The organism is Parvibaculum sp. (assembly GCF_039680535.1).
Lineage (GTDB): Bacteria > Pseudomonadota > Alphaproteobacteria > Parvibaculales > Parvibaculaceae > Parvibaculum.
In genome coordinates, this window is sequence record NZ_JBDKSS010000005.1 from 335,360 (window position 1) to 355,252 (window position 19,893).

The 19,893-nt window shown below is 62.3% G+C and carries 22 protein-coding genes and 1 tRNA gene; 13 read left to right on the forward strand and 10 right to left on the reverse strand.

Features of this window, described 5'->3' with window-relative positions; all coding sequences use genetic code 11:
* The first annotated feature begins 89 nt into the window (after positions 1-89).
* From hemC to ABFC66_RS02830, 11 genes are all read left to right on the forward strand, one after another.
* Entirely contained in the window at positions 90-1,016 is a 927-nt protein-coding gene (gene hemC, locus ABFC66_RS02780; RefSeq protein ID WP_346739424.1) for a hydroxymethylbilane synthase, read from the forward strand.
* Between the two features lie 6 nt (positions 1,017-1,022).
* A complete protein-coding gene (locus tag ABFC66_RS02785) occupies positions 1,023-1,733 on the forward strand; it encodes a uroporphyrinogen-III synthase (protein WP_346739425.1) in 711 nt (236 codons plus the stop codon).
* 140 nt (positions 1,734-1,873) lie between these two features.
* A complete protein-coding gene (locus ABFC66_RS02790; RefSeq protein WP_346739426.1) occupies positions 1,874-3,148 on the forward strand; it encodes a hypothetical protein in 1,275 nt (424 codons plus the stop codon).
* The gene (locus ABFC66_RS02795) at positions 3,148-4,695 is read left to right on the forward strand and encodes a heme biosynthesis HemY N-terminal domain-containing protein (protein WP_346739427.1); all 1,548 of its coding nucleotides are present in this window, start codon (positions 3,148-3,150) and stop codon (positions 4,693-4,695) included. The genes ABFC66_RS02790 and ABFC66_RS02795 overlap by 1 nt, the downstream gene beginning before the upstream one ends.
* Positions 4,692-5,741 (forward strand): alpha/beta hydrolase, encoded by a 1,050-nt coding sequence (locus ABFC66_RS02800; protein ID WP_346739428.1) that lies wholly within the window; start codon positions 4,692-4,694, stop codon positions 5,739-5,741. The genes ABFC66_RS02795 and ABFC66_RS02800 overlap by 4 nt, the downstream gene beginning before the upstream one ends.
* A 112-nt stretch (positions 5,742-5,853) precedes the next feature.
* A tRNA-Thr gene (locus ABFC66_RS02805) sits at positions 5,854-5,929 on the forward strand.
* 516 nt (positions 5,930-6,445) lie between these two features.
* The gene (locus tag ABFC66_RS02810; RefSeq protein WP_346739429.1) at positions 6,446-6,676 is read left to right on the forward strand and encodes a hypothetical protein; all 231 of its coding nucleotides are present in this window, start codon (positions 6,446-6,448) and stop codon (positions 6,674-6,676) included.
* 506 nt (positions 6,677-7,182) lie between these two features.
* On the forward strand, positions 7,183-7,680 hold the full coding sequence (locus tag ABFC66_RS02815) for a hypothetical protein (protein ID WP_346739430.1): 498 nt from the start codon (positions 7,183-7,185) through the stop codon (positions 7,678-7,680).
* Between the two features lie 147 nt (positions 7,681-7,827).
* Entirely contained in the window at positions 7,828-8,217 is a 390-nt protein-coding gene (locus ABFC66_RS02820; protein WP_346739431.1) for a thermonuclease family protein, read from the forward strand.
* 994 nt (positions 8,218-9,211) lie between these two features.
* Positions 9,212-9,502 carry a DUF4236 domain-containing protein gene (locus tag ABFC66_RS02825; RefSeq protein ID WP_346739432.1) on the forward strand — a complete coding sequence of 97 codons (291 nt, stop codon included), beginning with the start codon at positions 9,212-9,214 and terminating at the stop codon, positions 9,500-9,502.
* Positions 9,503-9,564: 62 nt separating this feature from the next.
* Positions 9,565-10,347: a hypothetical protein gene (locus tag ABFC66_RS02830; protein ID WP_346739433.1), complete on the forward strand. Its 783-nt coding sequence runs from the start codon at positions 9,565-9,567 to the stop codon at positions 10,345-10,347.
* Positions 10,348-10,417: 70 nt separating this feature from the next.
* On the opposite strand, the gene ABFC66_RS02835 is transcribed toward ABFC66_RS02830, so the two are convergent.
* The 7 genes from ABFC66_RS02835 to ABFC66_RS02865 form a co-directional block, all read right to left on the reverse strand.
* Positions 10,418-12,067, reverse strand: a complete 1,650-nt coding sequence (locus ABFC66_RS02835; RefSeq protein ID WP_346739434.1) for a phage/plasmid primase, P4 family — start codon at positions 12,065-12,067, stop codon at positions 10,418-10,420.
* Complete coding sequence (locus ABFC66_RS02840) at positions 12,060-12,425, reverse strand: hypothetical protein (protein ID WP_346739435.1); 366 nt, start codon at positions 12,423-12,425, stop codon at positions 12,060-12,062. Before ABFC66_RS02840 ends, ABFC66_RS02835 begins: the two co-directional genes overlap by 8 nt.
* Positions 12,422-12,622, reverse strand: a complete 201-nt coding sequence (locus ABFC66_RS02845; RefSeq protein ID WP_346739436.1) for a helix-turn-helix domain-containing protein — start codon at positions 12,620-12,622, stop codon at positions 12,422-12,424. The genes ABFC66_RS02840 and ABFC66_RS02845 overlap by 4 nt, the downstream gene beginning before the upstream one ends.
* 89 nt (positions 12,623-12,711) lie before the next feature.
* Positions 12,712-13,335 carry a hypothetical protein gene (locus ABFC66_RS02850; RefSeq protein WP_346739437.1) on the reverse strand — a complete coding sequence of 208 codons (624 nt, stop codon included), beginning with the start codon at positions 13,333-13,335 and terminating at the stop codon, positions 12,712-12,714.
* A gap of 106 nt (positions 13,336-13,441) precedes the next feature.
* Positions 13,442-13,666: a hypothetical protein gene (locus tag ABFC66_RS02855; RefSeq protein ID WP_346739438.1), complete on the reverse strand. Its 225-nt coding sequence runs from the start codon at positions 13,664-13,666 to the stop codon at positions 13,442-13,444.
* Positions 13,663-14,964, reverse strand: a complete 1,302-nt coding sequence (locus ABFC66_RS02860; RefSeq protein ID WP_346739439.1) for a tyrosine-type recombinase/integrase — start codon at positions 14,962-14,964, stop codon at positions 13,663-13,665. Before ABFC66_RS02860 ends, ABFC66_RS02855 begins: the two co-directional genes overlap by 4 nt.
* 270 nt (positions 14,965-15,234) lie before the next feature.
* Positions 15,235-16,029 carry a DUF2189 domain-containing protein gene (locus ABFC66_RS02865; RefSeq protein WP_346739440.1) on the reverse strand — a complete coding sequence of 265 codons (795 nt, stop codon included), beginning with the start codon at positions 16,027-16,029 and terminating at the stop codon, positions 15,235-15,237.
* Between the two features lie 201 nt (positions 16,030-16,230).
* On the opposite strand from ABFC66_RS02865, the gene ABFC66_RS02870 reads away from it, so the two are divergent.
* Positions 16,231-16,659: a group II truncated hemoglobin gene (locus tag ABFC66_RS02870; protein WP_346739441.1), complete on the forward strand. Its 429-nt coding sequence runs from the start codon at positions 16,231-16,233 to the stop codon at positions 16,657-16,659.
* Between the two features lie 6 nt (positions 16,660-16,665).
* Here ABFC66_RS02870 and ABFC66_RS02875 read toward each other — a convergent pair whose 3' ends face one another.
* The 3 genes from ABFC66_RS02875 to ABFC66_RS02885 are packed head-to-tail and all read right to left on the reverse strand — an operon-like array spanning position 16,666 to position 18,792.
* Complete coding sequence (locus ABFC66_RS02875; protein ID WP_346739442.1) at positions 16,666-17,310, reverse strand: hypothetical protein; 645 nt, start codon at positions 17,308-17,310, stop codon at positions 16,666-16,668.
* A gap of 1 nt (position 17,311) precedes the next feature.
* On the reverse strand, positions 17,312-17,827 hold the full coding sequence (locus ABFC66_RS02880; RefSeq protein WP_346739443.1) for a hypothetical protein: 516 nt from the start codon (positions 17,825-17,827) through the stop codon (positions 17,312-17,314).
* Positions 17,824-18,792 (reverse strand): ParA family protein, encoded by a 969-nt coding sequence (locus tag ABFC66_RS02885; RefSeq protein ID WP_346739444.1) that lies wholly within the window; start codon positions 18,790-18,792, stop codon positions 17,824-17,826. Before ABFC66_RS02885 ends, ABFC66_RS02880 begins: the two co-directional genes overlap by 4 nt.
* Before the next feature lie 191 nt (positions 18,793-18,983).
* On the opposite strand from ABFC66_RS02885, the gene ABFC66_RS02890 reads away from it, so the two are divergent.
* Positions 18,984-19,889: a choline kinase family protein gene (locus ABFC66_RS02890; protein WP_346739615.1), complete on the forward strand. Its 906-nt coding sequence runs from the start codon at positions 18,984-18,986 to the stop codon at positions 19,887-19,889.
* The last annotated feature ends 4 nt before the right edge of the window (positions 19,890-19,893 follow it).

Consider the following 19,893-nt stretch of genomic DNA (forward strand, 5'->3'; position numbering starts at 1 on the left):
CGGTGGAAAGGGGTCTTCCATGCCGCTTCGATCGTCTATAAGAGCGGCAGGCCCTTGTCGGGCTTGGCATAACACCCGGAAGAAGGCTCATGCAACGTCGGCTCCGTATCGGCACGCGCGGCTCCAAGCTCGCGCTCATTCAGGCAAATGACGTCGCAAGGCGGATCGGCCTCGCGCTCGGCCTTCCCGCCGAGGAGGCGGCCGAGATCGTCGTCATCAAGACGACCGGCGACCGTGTGCAGGACCGCAATCTGTCGGAACTGGGCGGCAAGGGGCTCTTCACCAAGGAAATCGAGGACGCGCTGCTCGATGGCGGCATCGACCTCGCGGTCCATTCGATGAAGGACATGCCGACCGTTCTGCCGGACGGGCTCATCATCGACTGCATTCTCGAACGCGTCGATCCGCGTGACGCCTTCCTGTCGCCCAAGGCCACCTCCATCGCGACGCTGCCCCAGGGCGCTATCGTCGGCACCTCGTCGCTTCGGCGCGGCGCGCAGGTGAAGGCGCGCAGGCCAGATGTGACCGTCGTTCCCTTTCGCGGCAATGTCGATACGCGGCTCCAGAAGCTCGCCGATGGCGTGGCCGACGCGACCCTGCTCGCCATGGCTGGCCTCACCCGCATGGGCCTTCTCGACAAGGTGACGGCGCCGCTCTCGACCGATGAAATCCTTCCCGCCGTTGCGCAGGGCGCGGTCGGCGTCGAACGCCGCATCAATGATGCGGAAGTCGCGGAACTGCTGCAGCAGCTCCATCATGTGGAATCGGGACTTCGCGTCGCCGCCGAGCGCGCGACGCTTGCCGTGCTCGACGGTTCCTGCCGCACGCCCATCGCGGCGCTCGCCATTATCGAGGGCAAGAAGCTTGCGATGCGCGCCATGATCCTCGCGCCGGACGGTTCGGAAGTGATCGAGACGTCGCGCGAAGGCCTTGCCTCGGATGCTCTGGCGCTGGGCGCCGATGCGGGCGAGGAGCTGAAGGGGCGCGCGGGTCCACATTTCTTCGACGCGATCTGAACGCCCATGCGCCTTCTCGTCACGCGGCCCGACGAGGATGCAGGCCCGCTTGTCGAGGCGCTGGCGGGGCTCGGCCATGAGGCCATTTCCGCGCCGCTGCTGACGATCCGGCTCGCGGAGAATGCCATCATTCCGGACATGGTCTGGCAGGCCATCCTCATCACCAGCGCCAATGGCGCGCGGGCCATCGCCATGCGCCGCGAGATGGCCAGGCTCGCTCAGGTGCCGGTGCTTGCGGTCGGCGAGGCGAGCGCCGCGGCGGCCCGTGTCGCGGGCTTTACGAATGTCACGACGGCTGGCGGCGATGTGCATGCGCTGGCGGGGCTCGTGCTCGGCCGTCTTTCACCCGGCGGCGGTCCGATCCTTCATGTGGCAGGCGCGGTCACCGCGGGCGATCTCAAGGGCATGCTCGAAGCCAGGGGCTTCAGCGTCGAACGCGCGGTTCTCTACGAGGCCGTCGCGGCGGATGAACTTCCGCAGGCGGCAGCGGCGGCGCTCCGCGCGGGCCGGGTCGACGGCGCGCTTTTCTATTCGCCGCGCACTGCCCGCCAATTTGCTGATCTGGTTCGGAGGGCGGGGCTCGAACAAGAACTCGTCACGCTGACGGCCTATTGTCTCTCGGCCGCCGTGGCGGATGCGCTGGCCGGGCTTCCCTTCCGGGCGGTGACGGTCGCTGCCGAGCCGAGCCAGACTTCTCTGCTCGAATGTCTTGCGTGATCCGTGTGAGCGCCCGCGTCATTTAGCGACAATGGGCGGTGCGGGACCTGAAAAGGCGGAAATCCGCCAATCCTGCCTTTCCGGTGCCATGATCCCCTCTATAGTAGGGGTCCGACTCTTCGAAGAGGCCGCATCTGCCCATGACCGACGCGAACGGAAACAAAGAGACGCCCGCCTCTCCCGAGGCCGAGGTGCTTGGACCCGAGAAAGCCCAGCCGGGCCCCCGTCCGCGCAAGGAGCCGCCCGTCATCGATGGCGAGGCGGAGGTGCTTTCGAGCAAGACCGGCGCCGCCCGTCCCGAAGCCGACCCGCAGCCGGCGTCACCCGGGGCTGAGGTTCCCTTGGCGAAACAGGCTCGATCTGTCGGGCTTGGCACGGTGATCGTCATCGCGCTTGCCGCCGCAGTCGCAGTGGGCGCCGCGGGCTATGTCGTCATCGGCCAGATGGGCGATGCGTCGGGACAGGCGCTCGCCGGTCTCGGCACGCGCTTGGATGCAATCGAACAGAAGAGCGAGGCGAGCGGGCAGTCGCTGGCAGCGGCGACCGAAAAGCTCGATACGCGCATTGCCGCCGCAGAGCAGACGCTTGCACAGCAATCGCCCGAAAGCATCGCCGCCGCCAATGCGCGGCTCGACAAGCTCGCCGCTGAAACGGACGCGCTTAAGCAGTCGCTTGCCGAAGCGCAATCGGCTTCGCAGGGAACCCAGCAGAAGCTCGACGAACTCGGCAAGTCACTCCCGCCTGCGGGCATCGCCGATCAGGTGGCGAAGGTGGAGGCGATGCTGCGCCTTCTCAATGGCGCGCTTGATCAGCTGACGCCGAAAGTGGATGCGATGGAAGCCCGCCTCGCGGCGCTCGAAGCGAAGAAGGAAGATCCGGATGCGGCGGCCCGCGCCGCGCTGGGCCTCGCGCTCGCCAATCTTGCCCGCGTCGCCGAAGGCTCCGGTTCATTCAAGGCGGAACTCGACGCCGTCGCCGCCTTCCTTCCGAACGAGCCGGAGCTTTCCGGTCTCGCGCAGGTTGCGGCACAAGGCGCGGTGACGAGGGCGCGGCTCAAGGAAGAATTCCCCGATGTTGCGCAAAAGGTCTTCGATGCGGAACGCCGCGCAACGAGCGATGGCTTCTGGGCCCGCTTCGTTGCCAATGCCCGTTCGCTCGTCACCGTGCGTCGGACCGGCGAGCTGACGGGTGACAGCACAGAGGCCGTGATTGCGCGGATGGAAGAGCGACTGAAGCTCGACGACCTAGCGGGTGCGGCGGATGAAGCGGTGAAGCTCAAGGGTCCGGCGATGGAAGCCATGAAACCATGGCTCGACCGGGCTCAGGCGCGTATCGCGACCGACAGGCTTGTTCGCGATCTTTCCGCGCATGTCGCGGCGCGGCTCACCACAGCGGCAGGTGGGAACAAGGGCTGATGCTGCGCGCGCTTTACACCTTCCTCATCATCGCAGCGCTGTCGGCGCTCGCCATCTGGCTCGCCGACAATCCCGGCGATCTCGTCATGCATTGGCGCGGCTACGAGGTGCGCACCAGTTTCGTCGTCGGGCTCGGCCTTCTCGTCGTCATCGCCTTTCTCGTGCTCTTTGCCTATCGCCTCGCGATGGGTGCGCTTCGTGCGCCCGCAGGCCTTTCCTCCTATCTCGTTCAGAGCCGCCGCCGTCGGGGCTTTCTCGCACTGACGCGGGGCATGGTCGCCGTGGCCGCGGGCGATGCCTCGGAAGCGCGTCGCTATGCGGGCCGGGCGAAGCGTTTTCTCGACGAGACGCCGCTGACGCTTCTTCTTGCCGCGCAGGCTGCACAGCTTGAAGGCAGGGAAGACGCGGCAAAGACCTATTTCCAGGCGATGCTTGCTGCGCCTGAAACGGAATTCCTCGGCCTTCGCGGTCTCTTCGTGCAGGCGCGCCGCGCTGGCGACAAGACGCGCGCGCTCGAACTCGCTCGCCGCGCCTTCTCGCTCCGTCCGAAAACGCCATGGGCCGCGCAGGCCGTCTTCGAGATCGAGACATCGGAAGAAGACTGGGAAGCCTCGCTCGCCACTCTAGACCGCATGCTCTCGGCGAAGCTCCTGACGCGCGACGTTGCGCGGCATCGTCGCGCCGTGCTGCTGACGGCGCTGGCGCAGACGGCGGAAGAGGCGGCGGCCGCACAGGTCGGCGAGGCGAAGCGCGCGCCGCGCGAGCGCGCATTGTCGCTTGCACTCGACGCTGCCTCGCTTGAGCCCGATTTCGTGCCCGCCGTGGCGCTTGCCGCAAAGCTTTGCGGCGAGACGGGCCGTGTTCGCAAGGGCGCGAAACTGGTCGAACATCTTTGGGCTCGCGCGCCTCATCCCGATCTTGCCGACGCCTATATGAACCTCATCGAGGGCGAAAGCGCTTACGACCGCTTCAAGCGCGTGCGCCTTCTTGTCGGCCACAATCGCGATCACATCGAAAGCCGCGTCGCGCTGGCGCGTGCGGCCGTGGCGGCGCGCGACTGGCTGGCGGCGCGTGGTGCGCTCGAACCTTTCGTCGGCGTCAACGCCACCGAGCGGCCTTCGCAGCGTATCTGCGAACTCATGGCGGCGATCGAGGAAGGCGAGCATGGCGATCGCGGCAGCGCCCGCGAATGGCTCGCCCGCGCGCTTCATGCGCCGGAGGACGCGGCATGGGCGGGCGAGGGCTACCGCTCGCATCGCTGGTCGCCGATCAACCCGGTGACGGGCGAATTCGACGCGCTGACGTGGCGCGCGCCCGGCCTGCGTCTTGCGCCTGTGGTCGTGCCGCCTGCGGCAGCGCCCGTTCCGGCGCCTGTCGTTCCGGCCACGGAAGAAAGGCCGGCGCCGCCTGTGGAACACCATGTTCGGCCCCAGGTCGAGGAGGACGAGGCTCTTGCCTTCACGCCGCCTCTGCCGGACGATCCAGGCCCGGCCGGCACCGACGAGTTCGACGGCGATGCTGGCGCCAATGAAGGACAAAAGTGGTGAAGCGCATCATTCAGGGTGTCGGCGTTCTGATCCTGCTGGCGTTGATCGTCGTTGCAGGCTCGGTCGTCCGCTTCGACAAGAGCAAGGAAGATCTTCTTCCCAAATACGCCAATGAGGCCTCGCAGTTCATCGCGCTGCCCGATGGCGCGGTCGCGCATGTGCGCGATCAGGGCAACAAGGCGGGGCCGGCGCTTGTTCTGATCCACGGCTCCAATGCCTCGCTTCATACATGGGAGCCATGGGTTCAGAACCTCGGCACGACCTATCATGTGATCACCATGGACATGCCGGGCCACGGGCTCACCGGCGCCGTGCCCAATGACGATTACAGCCGGACCGGCATGGTCAATTTCGTCCATGAGGTGACGCAGAAGCTCGACCTCAAGCGCTACGCCATCGGCGGCAATTCCATGGGCGGCGGCGTCGCGGCCCAATATGCCGAGACCTTTCCCGATGAGGTGGCGGCCCTCGTTCTGGTCGATGCGGCCGGTATTCCGCGCAAACCCCAGCCGGACGGCAAGATTCCGCTCGCCTTCCGCCTCGCGCAAATGCCCGTCCTCAACAAGATCCTGCTTTATGTGACGCCGCGCTCGATGGTCGCCGAAGGCCTGCACAAGGTTTTTGTCGACCAGTCCAAGGTCACGGACGAGATGGTGACGCGCTACTACGACCTGACCCTTTATGACGGCAACCGCCGGGCGACGGGCATCCGCTTCCGCCTGCCGCCGGACGACGGCGCGGTGGCCGAGCAGCTTGGCGCGATCAAGGCGCCGACCCTCATTCTCTGGGGCGACAAGGACGGGCTTATCCCGGTTGAATATGCCGGCGAGTTCGCCAAGCGCATTCCGGGCTCGAAAGTCGTGATCTACCCCAATGTCGGCCATATCCCCATGGAGGAGGTGCCCGAAAAGAGCGCCGCCGACGTGGCCGGTTTCCTGGGAGCCGCCTTCGGGATGGAGGCCGCCGGGGTAACGCCCCAGCCGGTCGAAACGGCCCCCGTCCACCATGATGGCAAGGTCGAGGTCATGCCGCTCAGCCCCGAATAGGCTTTTCGCACCCGCCTCCTCACAAAAACCCCGCAAGCCTGTTGCCAAAAGGGGTGGGGCCGGGGTATCTCAAGGCCCGTCGGCGGGTTCCCGTGGGGGCCCAGACGCCGGAGCCGCTTTAGCTCAGTTGGTAGAGCACCTCATTCGTAATGAGGGGGTCAGGTGTTCGAGTCACCTAAGCGGCACCATTTAAATCAATATCTTACGGCTATGGCGCTTGGGCGCGTTGTCCTCCTAGCTACCGTGTAGCTACTCTCGCCGCCGTTTATGCCCCCCCTCAGAGCTCGCTCGCTGTTCCTGCCCCCTTCGTCCATCGCTACTCCGCATTCCAGAAGAGAATGAGAGGCGGCTTGCCGATTTTGGCGCCGAATGAAGATCGCACCCCGGCTTATCCACTAGAATCTAGGTTTCTAGGACTCGACTCCCAACGAACAATGTTCTTATTTTGTTCTTATGGTCCGTGCTAATAGGGTCGCCTCTCCTGTTCAAACGCTGCAAGACGCCGTCAAAGCTCACTTCATGCTTTGGGCGCTTTGCCGTCATTGCGGGAACACCAAGCGGCTAGACCCAAGGAGCCTGGCGTTCAGGTTCGGCAATCAGGAGCTATGGCAGATAGCCCAGAAACTCCGGTGCCGACGGTGTGGATCTCGAGAAGCTGGGGCAGTGTGCCCCGACTACAGGATTTGGCCGGGAAGGGACTAGGAATGTCGTGGAGTGAAGACGACGAACTGCGATTTTCGATTAAGGACGCCATGCGTGGCGTGAAGCTCCCAATGCTCAAGGTCCGATTGGCGGAAGAGGACCGCACCAAGCTCGCTCAGGCCGTTCTGGAGCGCTTCAAGCTCAGTGGATTTTACAGTCATTCGGCCCAACCCGAAGCCGTTCTCGACGCACGGCAGCTAGGCTTCATCCAAGGAGCGCCATTTGCGTTGTAGATCTCCGATGATAATTTTGGCGAGGCATACTCTAAGGCGTAGCTGTTTTCTGCTTCGGGCTGCAATACGACGCCAGATGCTGCTCAAAAGCATAGGAGATTGAAATGCACCACAAACGTGGGCGCGCTCGGAACCGCCGCGCCGGATGCAAACTCTGCAAGCCGTGGAAAGTGAATGGTCACCGGACGGAGCGAAAAGACGGCGAACGCTTCAGTGACCATCGTCGCCGTATCGCCCTTGGCTAACGCCCCCCCCCATCGGTCCCCAGCTCCCGTAAAGTTTTGATACCTTCGTGCCCATGTGCACCCGAACCGCCGCACAACTGGATCACACTGCGTTCAGTATTGCCTCAAGGAACGTGCGCCACGAAACGGAGCCGTCCATATTCGGTGCAAATCGGTTGGGATACTAAGGCTCTGGCAGGAAGCAGTGCTCTGATGTTTCATATGCCATGACCTAATCCCTCTCGGTGTCCCGGTGTGGGCAAGAAGATGGCAGGAGGACCTATGCGGACCATCGTAATTTGTGCACTGACAGTTGCTCTATCGGCGTGCGTACGCACGTCCACTATGCCATTGGCGGCCGACACTGTGCAGATAACTGCCAGGGCTGCTCCGGCGTGCGGCGCGGACAGCGCTGAGAAAGTAGCAATCAAGCAAGCCGCCATCGAAACGCTTAAGGCCGGTTATGACCGTTTCATGGTCATCGGCGGCGCGGCGCAAAACAACGTAGCTGTTGTTGGAACAACGCCTGTCGTCGCCAACACCTATGGCTCCGCTACTGCATATGGGTATGGCAATACCGCAACCGCTTACGGCCAATCAACCACGACCTATTCGGGGGGAACGCCGATTTTTGCGGGTTCGCGCGACCAGAGCCTTGTGGTGAAAATGTTCCACGCATCGGATCCACAGAGCGCTAACGCGTTAGACGCTAAGACGTTGCTTGGTCCAGACTGGCAGGCCGCGATGAATGACAAGAACAACAATTGCCTCGGTGACTAGCGGTTGCGGAGAGCATGGCAATGCAGGCCATAGACGGGCCTCACAACGCCGTGGGGGAAGATGACTAGATATCGGAAGCGGCCTGAGCCCGAGCGACTGCTTCTGAAGGGGCTGGTTGCATTGGTTGGGATCCTAGGAGGCGCCCTCATGTGGCAGGCGGCTGGCTATCCCAGCCTTAGCCACATTGGGAGCAACAGCGTCATCCCGACTGGCGAGCGCATCCACGTAACATCGGTTCACGACGGCGATACGTTCCGCCTGGGTGCCGAACGGGTGCGGATCATTGGCATGGATGCCCCTGAAATTGGCGAAGGCGCGAATTGTACCACTGAACAGATCATGGCCATGAGAGCGCGAGACTACCTAAGCGCAGCCCTCACTTCGAACAACGTCCGGATTGTGCGCCACGGTCACGATGTCTATGGGCGCACTCTTGCCTACGTCTATGTCGACGGGCACGACGTAGCGGAAGCGATGCTCGATGCTGGACTTGCCAAGCCTTACGTGCGCGGGGTTCACGGTGAGTGGTGCGACTGAGTAGGTACATGCCCGAGGGCCCCCTCCTATTAGCAAAGGGTGCCCCAAACGTCCGACAGCCCCATGGATTTTGGACTAAATTGAATGGGCGGCAGCACATGGAGTTCTGCCATCTGAGGCTCCATGCTACGGCCCGCCAATCGGGGAGAAATCGAATGTCTATGACACAGACAATTTGCGATGCTATCACGCGCAAACGGTGCCTTACCCTCCGCTACGACGGCTTCTCGAGGCTGGTAGAGGCCCACGCTTGCGGCGCATCTACGGCTGGTCATCTAGTCGTTCGTGTCTGGCAAGTCTCCGGCGGAAGCGTTCATAATGAGCGTACCGGATGGAAGCTCCTGAGACTTGATGAGATCAGGTCGCTAGCTATCGCCGATGAGCCTTCCCATGCTCCTCGTTCCGGTTATAGGCGCGGGGATAAGGACATGACTCGCATCGTCTGCCAAATCTAGGCCCCCAAAGCCGAGGCGGTGCCCCGCCGATATTATTTGTAGCGCCGCCAAGATCATGAGGATCGTGACGGGCAAGATTGACGGCGCTCCGGACGCGAAACCCAGCAAGAATGCTACGGCCGCGCCTCTCCGTGGCGCCTATAAACACCCCAATTCACAATTTATTTGTGGGCAATTGCCTCGCGCTGCCGCGCGGTACCCGCTGTCCCGGACCCCCTTGGAAGAACCTAAGGCCCCCCCCGGGGGGTATGCACCTAGTCTCCGCGTTCCCACCGTGCAGTGTATGAAGTGTAGGATTCGAGGCCAGTTTTAGGTTTTTCTCCTAGTCTCTCTTCACGCGAGACTTTCTAGAAAACAGATAGAATCCTACACCTACCTACACTAATGGCGATAATCTGGTTACCTTGCTCAGTGTAGAAATGTAGGATTTCCGCCCATTTCCGCTGCTTTGATTATCCCGGTACGGATAAGAGGTTGTTTCGCAACGCTCTACACTCCTACACTTTCCATGAGGCGATAAAATCGTTTCTGGGGGGAATATGGCTTTCCGATTTTACCGGCGAATTAAAATCGCACCCGGCATATCCCTGAACCTGAGCAAGCGCGGGGCGAGTATGTCGGCTGGGGTGAAGGGAGCGCGCGTGACGACCGGCACATCTGGTACACGGGTTTCCGCCAGCGTGCCTGGCACTGGCCTCGGCGTCACTCACAAGGTTGGTGCTGGGCGTAAACGGAAGACGCAAGCGGCGGCCGCGCCCGAAGCGCCGCTGTGGCTCAAGATCACCGTCTATATCATCATCATATTTGGTCTGTGGCTTTGGTTCAGATAATGAAACCCGCCTGTCGTTGATGGAAACGAAACCGTCGACGTCGGCTTTTGACTGGGGGTGTCATGCTCGAGGGTATCCTAAGCCAGTTCACAATGCGCCAAGCGCCGGTTATCCCAACCTCTCTACCGATCGCCGTGGACGCGCCAGACGACCAAGACACGCTCAGTGCGGCCGATAAAGTCGGCCTACTCGACGAATGCCTGCTCGGCCATACAATGATGATCGAATATGTCGACGCGAAACACGATGCGAGCCGTCGACGCGTCACAGTTCTAGGGTTCGACGCCGGCCCACCGGTCACGATGCGAGCTCGCTGCCACGAGCGGAACGCATTTCGTTGCTTCCGCATGGATCGCATCACGGCGATTATCGATGCGCGCACGGGGGAGGTCTTCGACCGGCCCCAGACCTATTTCGAGGAACGTTTCAACTCGACATTTGATGAGCTATTCACGGCATCGCTGAAAGGCGAGAAGCGCGAGGGCGCCCTATTGCGCCTAGTAAGTCCGGGATTGACCTTGCTTGGGGGGCTCGCGGCCTCCGACGGCCTTCTGCATGACGACGAAGTCGAGGCCATCCTGAGATACTGCGACGTTGAAATGTCGGATGCTGGCATTCAGGCAAATGCTCGTGAAATGCGCGGTATTGACGAACACGCGCGGCGTTTCCTGGTTCCTGGCGAGGCGGAATTCACGCGCGCATGTAGGACTCTTGGCGGTCGCGGGAATTTGCGCCCATTGCTGCGGGCATTGCGCGAAGTGATGGATGCTGACGGTTCAATTTCGGCTGATGAGATAGCGTTTTATCAGCAGGTCGAGGAAGGACTGCGCGGAATGGCGCGCTGAGCCCTGACGGGGGATGACGGGACATTGGTGCCCGCTTCACAATGTTGCCGCACCGACGCAGAGCCGCGCCCTATTGCCCCGTCATCAACAACCGCAGTCCGCGGTAGAAAATCCCCGCGCCGCGCCGAAACTTTGCAGTCCCGCGCTCGGTTAGCTGGCGACCGAAGGCGGGCTTTGAAACAGGCCTCATGCCGGAATTGTTCGACCACACTGTGTAGCTTCCATAGGCTTCGCTAGCGGAAATCACGGCGTCCGCATCTTGCTCACATTGCTCATTCACCCACTGACCGATGATGTCCATTTCCGATCGATATTCGTCGGTGGCCTCCCTAACTTGTCTTGGAACGTCAGCAAGCCCCTTCTGCTGCCACGCCATTGCGCCATCAATCGCCCACGCGGCGATATCGGGAAGCTCACGAAGCAATTTTCCGGTCAATCCATCGTCACGACTCTGGCCGTCAAACCTTGCGCGAAAGAATACGATGCGCATACGCCGCCAAATGCCGTTGTCGGTTCCGCGGATAATCGGCTTGGCGTTGCCCACCATCACAATCTTGAAATTCGGGACGAACTCGAACGGATCTGAGTGAAGAGCACGCGCAGTCAGCCGGTCGCCGCCGCTCATCTGTTTGATCAGCGATTCAGAAAGATGAGCACCTCCCTCGGTTTCGTTGGCAACGACCAGGCGCGCGCCCGGCAGGACCGCCAAATCGGGCGACGGCCCGCCGGCATTGCGCTGCTGAGCCATAAATGTCTCTGGCTGCACGGTGCGGCAATAGTCGCCGAACAATGCCGTGAGCACGCTCAGTAGGACCGACTTCCCGTTGGCGCCACCGCCGTAAAAGAAAGCGACAATCTGCGCCGCGGTGGAACCCGTGAGGCAATAGCCGATAAAGCGCTGCAGCCAATCTTGGAGTTCACGATCTGTGGCGCCATCGGCCCCGATTATCACCTGATCCAAAAATCGTCTCCACGCGACGGCATTTTCAGCGTGCCCGATGTGAGTGATGCCGAGAGCCTTGGTGACAAGGTCGCCGTGGTCTGCCGGCCGTTGTTTCCCGGTCCTGAGGTCGACGACGCGCCGCCCACCATCGAAGCCAACGAGTAGGGGGTTTGCGTCTATCTCTTCGATGCCGACGCGGATACTCGGTACCAGTGAGAGTAGAGCGGCCGAATTCTCGATGGTTCGTTTATCCTGGGACTTGCGCGCCCACTTGATGACGCTCTCAACCTGGGCGTATTCCTGAATGTTTCTGGACTCGGCATAGATGTCTCTATGCAAAGCGGCAGCAAACCCCTTAACTCTGGCGCCGCCCTTATCCCAGATCCAGCGCCCGTTGTCCCAGACGAGCCAGCAATCCTTGCCCGCGTCGGAAACAAAGCGCAGGTCGCGTCCATGCTTCTGATTGAGCCTCAGCGAGTTCCCTAGTTCGGTCATCGGGGCCGCTGCGCCGAGGCCTCCGTCGCGGACATCGGAGCTCATTGCCACAACGGCTTGTCGGTCGCGATCGGGCTGTCCAGTCCGTATGTAGCGAGAGCGCGGTGGTGTTGTGTCGGACGAAACAGACGACGCAGCGGCCACGCGCTGGGCCGCCTCGCGCGTTTCGCCATCGCGTTTTTTGTGAGCCTCACCCGCGCGACTTTGGCTTGGATTTAGGCTGGGGCTAGAGATAGGGGCTACTGGTTCGTTCTCGTCAAATCCGAAATCGACGTCAGACATCGCGTTCACCGCGGTGCTTTCTTATCATCGCGTCGACAAAATCCTCGATTTGATGAACTCTCTGACTTTCCTGCCACCAGAAAGTTCCGTCCATTTCCGCGCCAGGCGGCATTGGCTCGCCTCGCTTGTAAGGTGGGCAACAGGTTCCGGTAATTCTGCTCCCTTCAAGCATGCGATATTGCACCAGCAAGTCGGCCCGCTCATATTGGTCAATTGTCGGAAGCCGCTCGTAAGCAAGATCAAACTTGCGAGCAATCTCTTCCAACGCGGGGTTGCGCATCGGTATGCGCCATTCACCGCCACCTACTGTGGCCGGGAAGCGCGGCCCGTAGTTGCGCTTGGATCTGCCCTCGCTCATGCCACTGCACCTGTGTCTGAGGTCGACGTGCGGGTGTTGGCATCCAGCCAAGAGTCGATGTCGGATTGGCGATAGCCGACGCGCCGGCCCATGCGGGTGTAGCGCGGCCCCTCGCCGGTTTGCCGCCACCTTTCCAGGGTGCGGACATGGACGCGGAGAAACTCAGCGGCATCATTGACGGTAAGTAGCGGGTTCATCGCTTGCCCTCTTGAAGCGCCGCGCTTGGGGCGGCGGTATGGGCCACATTGTCGGCGCGCGCCGTCTTTCCGCTATTTTTCGGTGTTCGCTATTTTCCGCTATTTTCGGCGTTCTTGGGCGCAAGCTCTGCAAGCACAGTGTTGCGCGCCTTAGTGCATATGTCCCCGGATGCATCGTATTTGCTTTTCATTTCCTCGATCTTCATCGAGTTTAAGTCGACACCGTTCTCCACATCTGCCCGCATCGCTTGACGCACCCTTGGAAACACCACCGGCTTCTTGCCGGTCTTTCTTTTGATTCCCGCTTTTTTTGAAGGTGAGAGCGGCGCGTCGACCACCGATTGCGGCGGTTCTTCCGTGGGAATGGGCGGACTCAGCCATTGCTCGAATTCCGCCTTGTCGACGAAGAATTCGCTATCGATATATGGGGCAATGGCGTCGAGTAGGATCGGTTTACCACGCACCCGCGGCACACGGCCGGTATTGAATAGAGAGCTAAGGAAGGACGCCGGTACGTTGAAAGCGCGGGGGTTGCCTACCGCCACAGGTCGAGAATCGCCATCCCGCAATGCAAATCCTTGAAGCGCCCCCAAACAGAGCGCCTCTCTTAGTCGTTTCTGCGCCGCCAATTCCTCGCTGGGTGACAAAGGACTCCTACAATCACGTTGGACTAGGAGCATATAGGCATGGGCGAGGCCGATGTGGTCGCGCATTTAAACACCCTCCGCGAGTGCATTCCGCCAATGGTTGACGCGGCAGCCCGTGCGGAACCGGGTTTTCGGGGATCAGCCTAGCCGCGCCAATTCGTAACTATGCGCCTCAGGCGCCGCGCGCTTCCATCTCTTGCAGCTTTCTGACCGCTTCCGCGGCCACAACGATGAAATGGCGCATTGTGGGCAGCGGATTCTCAAACGCACCGCTGGCGCCGGCGGTTTCCGCAAGCGCGTCGACTTCACGCTCGGCGTCTTCGCCAATCGTGTGCAGCGCCTTCATCGTATGGGCGAGATCCGCGAGGGTATTTTCTTTCTCGAATGCGATCGTCATTTCCGTTGTTCCTCTAGGTTGATGATTTCGGCCGCAGGCTTCGCGTCCATATCTGCGGAGATCTGATTTGCGACGGAAGCAGCCGCTGCCTTAACGGGATCATCCTGCAAATGGGCATATCGCTGCGTCGTCGCCGGCTGCGTATGCCCCAGCATCTTGCCGATGATGGGCAGGGCCATGCCCGACGACGCCGCTACTGATGCGAAGGCGTGGCGCAAGTCGTGGATTCGCAGATCGGGTAGCTTCGCCTGCTTGCGAATTTCCCGCCAAGGCTTTTGCAGGTTGACCAGGTGCGCCTCGGGTTTCGCGCCGACGATGACATAGGGGTTGCCCTTGACCCTCGGCAGGCTTTCCAGGACGGCAAGGGCGGGCGGGGGAAGCTGCAAGTTTTTAGCCCCCGTCTTCGAATCCGGCAGGCGAGCCTCGCCCTTTTTCGTATTCACCCAGGCCCATTCGAGCGTCAGGATTTCCGAAAGTCGGGCGCCCGTGAAAACGAGAAGGCGAACGGCCGCGATCGCCGAGGGCGTCACCGTGCGCCCAATGTTCTTGAGCTCAAGTCTGAGTGCAGATATCCGCTCTTTGTCGCCCAGCGCCTTGGCTTCTGTGAGATCGGATTCGATCCTTTCCGCTTCCGCCCAGCGCCGTTCAAAGTCGTGGAGCGCGGCACCCAGCGCGCTGAGCTCTTTTGCTGACAGCATCCGCTCGCGCCGTGCTTCGCGGAATTTCTCGACGTGCCGGCAGGGATTGGAGCCGTCCGGCCGTTCGCCCCACGCCTCAGCCATGTTGAACATCTTGGAAAGCACCGCCAAAACCTTGTTGGCTTGATAGGGCGTCTCCCGCAAGTCGTTGTGCAGCTTCCGAACGTCCGCTCGGGTGATGTCCTTGGCGCGCCGGGTGCCGATCGCCGGAAATACCAGCCGCTCGAGCAAGTCCCGGTAATCGTCCGCGGTCCGGGTCTTTCGCTTGGCCTCGGCGTGTTCCTCAAGGAATTTCTCGCCTAGTTGCTTGACGGTCCGCGCTTCGCGCCCCGCGGCTTTGTCTTCGGCGGGGTCTTTGCCCGCAGCCACCAAGCCCAGAAGCCTGAGCGCCTCGGTCCGCGCTTTCTCAGGCGTCCAGGGCGCGCCGTGCCGGCCGATCGTGTACCACCGTTGCCTGCCGCCGATGCGATATTTCAGGCAGTAGGTCTTGGCTTCCCGCTGGCAGCGGACTGCAAAGCCCATGACATCGGCGTCCCAAATGGTCTGACCGGGCGTCAGCCGCTTGACCACTTCAAGGGAGATTTTCCGCTTCCCGCCCATGCTTTGACCTGGTTGCTGGGGTCTGTAGCTATTCCATAGCAACCAAGCTACTGCGGTTTGGTGTCGGCGGACAATGGCTAATAATGAAAGAAAATCCTTATTTATATGGACTATATCGGCATGTGTCGGGACGGTTCATCTCGGACATTCTCATTCGTAATGAGGGGGTCAGGTGTTCGAGTCACCTAAGCGGCACCACTTTTCAGCCCTTTTTCCCAAAACTTGCCATTCCGGCCACCGGTATATCCGCGTGCCGATATTCGGCGTCGGCTATCCCTTCTCCGCAGGCGCCACCGCGCGGCGATAGATGTGCCATGAGGCATGTCCGAGCAGCGGGAAGAAGAAGATCAGCCCGACAAAGAGCGACAGGAAGGACAGCGCGACCAGAAATCCGATGATCGCGAACCAGACGAGCATGGCGCGCGGATTGGCGAGCACGGTGCGGACGCTGGTGATCATGGCGGTCACGAAGTCGACATCCCGGTCGAAGAGCATCGGGAAGGAAATGACGCTGAGCGAAAAGACCGCGAGCGCGATCGCCGCGCCGACCGTGTTGCCGACGATGAGGAAGGCGAACCCCTCGGGCGTCGAGAAGATCATCGAGACAAAGGCCGTGAAGCTCGTCGCCGAAAGGCCGAGAAAGCCGAAGGTGAGGAGCGCGGCGATATCCATCCAGATGACGAATGTGAAGGAAGTGACGAGCGCCATCCACCCCATGTCGCGGCCCGAGGCGGCTCGGATCGAGGATGCGATATTCGGCCAGGTCACCGCCTCGCCCGTCTCCAGCCTGCGGCTGATTTCATAAAGTCCTGTGGCGATGAAGGGCGCGATCAGCGCGAAGGCCATGGCAAGCGGATAGACGAGATAGGGCAGGTGCGCCTTGACGAGCAGCAGGGCGAGGGTCCATCCGCCCAGGGCGAGGAAGATGCCGAAGGTGATACTGTGGCGGAAGCCTGCGCGCAGATCGCGCATCCCGGCGGCCAGCGCCTCCAGCACATTGTTGACTGTTACGGTGCGGATTTCGATCGGGGCCCTTTGCGGGGCCTCGACATTGTCGATGCTCATGCGTTCCCTCCCTCGCGCGACATCTTGCGAAGCACCTCCCCGTGCGCCGCTATCCATGAATAGTGCCGGATTCCGCACATTTTGCCAGCGTCGCCTTGCCGGGCGCGGCCGCGCGGGCACCAGGATTGCGCGTTTTGCCGCGTTGACCCCCGGCGCAGGCCAGTGGGACTTTCATCGCCAACACAGGGAAGGCGGCCTTTCATGAGCGATGCGGACATGCAGACGGCGGATGCGCCGGAGAGCGGCGAGGCGAAGCCGCTGACGCCCTATGATCTCATTGGCGGCGCAGAGGCAGTGAGCCGCCTGGCGGACCGGTTCTACGACATCATGGATGAGGAGCATGCGGCGGCGGGCATTCGCGGCATGCACGCGCAGGATCTCGGGCAGATAAAGAAGCGGCTGTTCGAGTTCATGAGCGGCTGGCTCGGCGGGCCGCAGGATTATTTCCAGCGCGCCGACCGGCCCTGCATCCGTTCGGCCCATCGGCCCTATGCCATTGGCGAGGGCGAGCGCGACCAGTGGCTCATGTGCATGCGCCGCGCGATGGTCGAAACGGACGTGCCGGAACCCGTGCGCAAGCTTCTCGATCAGGCGTTTCTCCGCATGGCCGACATGCTGCGCTCGCGCTGAGCGTCTTCAGGACCAGCGCGTCGTCGGGAAGAATTCGAGCGCGTCGTCTCGGCGATAGAGATAGGCCACGCAGCGCTCGGCGGGAACGCCGCCCGCGAAGAGATGTGCCGCCGTTTCCACGTCGCCGATAGGGAAGGGCAGGAAGCCGATATAGGCGGCCTGAAACGAGACGCTTTCATCGACATGACGCCCAAGGCTCGCGAGCCAGGCTTCGAGGTCTCTGCGCCAGTGCGGATCGAGGCCGCCCGCAGGGGTCATGTCGGCGACGAGGCTGCAGGCCTTTTCAAGCGCGGGCATGGGCAGCGCGAAAATCAGATAGTCCGTCTGCCCTTGCTGATCGCGCATCGTTTCGGTGAAGGCGAGCGCAGGAACCAGTGCGCCGTCCGGCAGGCGCGCCTTGCCGCGGCGGCGCAGCGTGCCCGCTTTCGCCTCGACGGGCGCGAGATCGGTATGGGTCCAGAGAGCATCGAATGCCGCAAGCAGGCGATCGCGCGAATGTGAGCCCAGTTCGATGACGATCTCGTAATAGCCGCCATGTCCGACTTCATCGGCTTCGAGCAGCTCGCCGGCATTCGCGGTTACGCCAGCTGCGCGTGATGCCGCGCGGTCCGGCTGCCTGCCATTCACCTGTTCTCTCATCGTCTGCCCCATCTCACTCCCCGGCCTTGTTGCCCATCGGCTTTCCGCATTGCGTCTGTTGCGCCTCGCCCGTGCAGCTTCCTGCCACGTCGAGGCAGCGGCATCCGGCAAGCTCGGTCTCGGCCAGCATTGCGACGTGAGCGTCGAGCGCATCGGTCAGGAATTCCTGCGTCGTCATATGTGTCCGCGCGGCGGCGATGCCGAGGCGGCGGAACTGATCGTCGGTAAGGCGCAGCGCGATCCTGTGCCGCGCGGCGGTGTCGGCGGAGGGGTGCGATTTCGGTTTGGCGATGATCGGCGCCGCGGGCTCCGGCTTCGCAACCAGGGGCGAGATGCGTGGCGGCGCGACATCGGGCGCGCTCGGCGTGGCCTGCGGCCCGCGCTCGTAGCGGCTCTCCTGCGGTCGCGGCTCCTGCTGTCTCAGCGCGTGCTGGGGCAGAGGATCGCGCAACTGCATACCCGACGAGGGGCCCGCTTCGCCTTTCCGCATGAGAAGACTTCCCGTGATGCTGGCGAATTTGCGGCTCATCTGCGCTTCTCCGCGAAGTCCGGCAGCGGCGCGCGGTCGGCATTGCGGCGTCCGAACACGGCAACGCGTCGCTCCGGCATTCCGGCAGGCGGACGGCCTTCGGGATTCTTGCGGCGCTCCTCGCCATTGCGGCGCTCGAAGCCGATCGGCGCGACCGAATCCATGGCGCCCGCCTGCGGCATGGGTGGCGGCGTGGCGGCAAAATGGCGATCGTCGTCGGCAGCCGCGAAGACCGGCTCCTCCTCCTCGATCTCGACTTCCGGCGCGGTGTTGCCAAGCGGCGAAAGGGGGCGCACGCCGAGTTCGGCGGCGCGGGCCTTCTGCTCGATGTCCATGGCGCCGTTCATGCGGACGAGGCGATTGGCGATATAGGCCCAGAGTTCGGAGATTTCCTGCGCCGATTTGCTCTTGGGGTCGACCTCGCCGATGGTCCGGCCGTCGACCATGCTCGCGGCATAATCGACGCGATGGTGAAGTGTGATCGGCGCGACGGTGCCGTGCTGCGAAAGCGCGACGGCGGCCTCGCCCGTGATCCGTGCACGAACCGTCGCGGCATTCATCACGAAGATGAGCGGCTTCCTGTGCGCCTCGGCAATGTCGATGGTCGCTCCCACGGCGCGAAGGTCGTGCGGGCTTGGCCGCGCCGGAATGACGACGAGGTCGGCGAAGGAGACGACGCGGGAAATCGAATGCGTGATCGCAGGCGGCGTGTCGATGATGGCGAGGCGGAAGCCCGACTGCCTCAGGTGGTCGAGACCTTCTTCAAGCTCGTCGATCGGGATCCGGGCGAAGGCCGGGGCCGATGCGCCGCGCGCGTTCCACCAATGCGAGAGGCTTGCCTGGGGATCGGTGTCGATCAGCGCCACAGGGCCGGCGCCGGTCTTTTCGGCTTCCACGGCCAGATGCCCTGACAGGGTGGTCTTTCCGGAGCCCCCCTTCTGGGAGGCAAGAACGATGATCTGCATGTCGGCGTCGCTCCAAGCGCGGCTGGAATTGCGTCGCCTCAATCAAATAACGGGCCCTTTTAAGCTTCAGATAAGAAAAATGTTCAAATATCTAACGAATTCGAACTATCCGCCCTCAGGCAGCGCACTTGTTGCCTTTGTCGTTCTGTCGCAATCTTGATCGATGTTGCGGCAGCGATGGGGTCTTGAGCGTGAACGGGGGCGTGAGCGTGGATCGGGTCGGCGAGGCAAGGCGTCTGGCGCAGGGGCTCGACTGCTGGTCGGGGCCGGTCGAGCCGGAGCAGCTGACGGGTGGCATCACCAATCTCAACTTCCGCGTCACCGACGCTGGCCGGAACTTCGTCGTGCGTATCGGCGAGGACATTCCCGTCCATCAGGTGATGCGCTTCAACGAGGTCAATGCGGCGAAGGCCGCTTTCAAGGCCGGCATCTCGCCGGAGATCGTTTATGCGCGGCCCGGCGTCATCGTGGCGCGCTTCATCGAGGGCGGCGGGGCGCTGTCGGCAGACGGGGTGCGTGCGCCGGGCTTCGTCGCGCGGTTCATGCCCGTCCTGAAAGCCTGCCACCGCGAGGTGCCGAAACATCTGCGCGGTCCCGTGCTCGCCTTCTGGGTCTTTCATGTGTTGCGCGATTACGCGGCGCGGCTGCGCGAAGAAGGTAGCCCGCATGGACCGAAGCTAGACGGGCTCGTCGCCCGCGCCGAAGAGCTCGAAAGGGCGGTCGGCAAGATCGACCTTGTCTTCGGTCACAACGATCTCCTGCCCGGCAACATCATCGATGACGGCAAGCGGCTCTGGCTCATCGACTGGGAATATTCCGGTTTCAACAGCCCGCTTTTCGATCTGGCCAATCTTGCATCGAACAGCGAATTCGACGAGGCGGAGGAGCGGCATATGCTGTCGCTCTATTTCGACGGCGCGCCGGATGCGGATCTCTGGCGGCGCTACTCAGCCATGAAGGCCGCCTCGTTGCTGCGCGAAGCGATGTGGAGCATGGTTTCCGAACTCCATTCGAAGATCGCCTTCGACTATGCTGCCTATACGGTCGACTATCTCGCGCGTTTCGACCGTGCCTATCAGACCTTCCGCCAGCTCTAGAGTG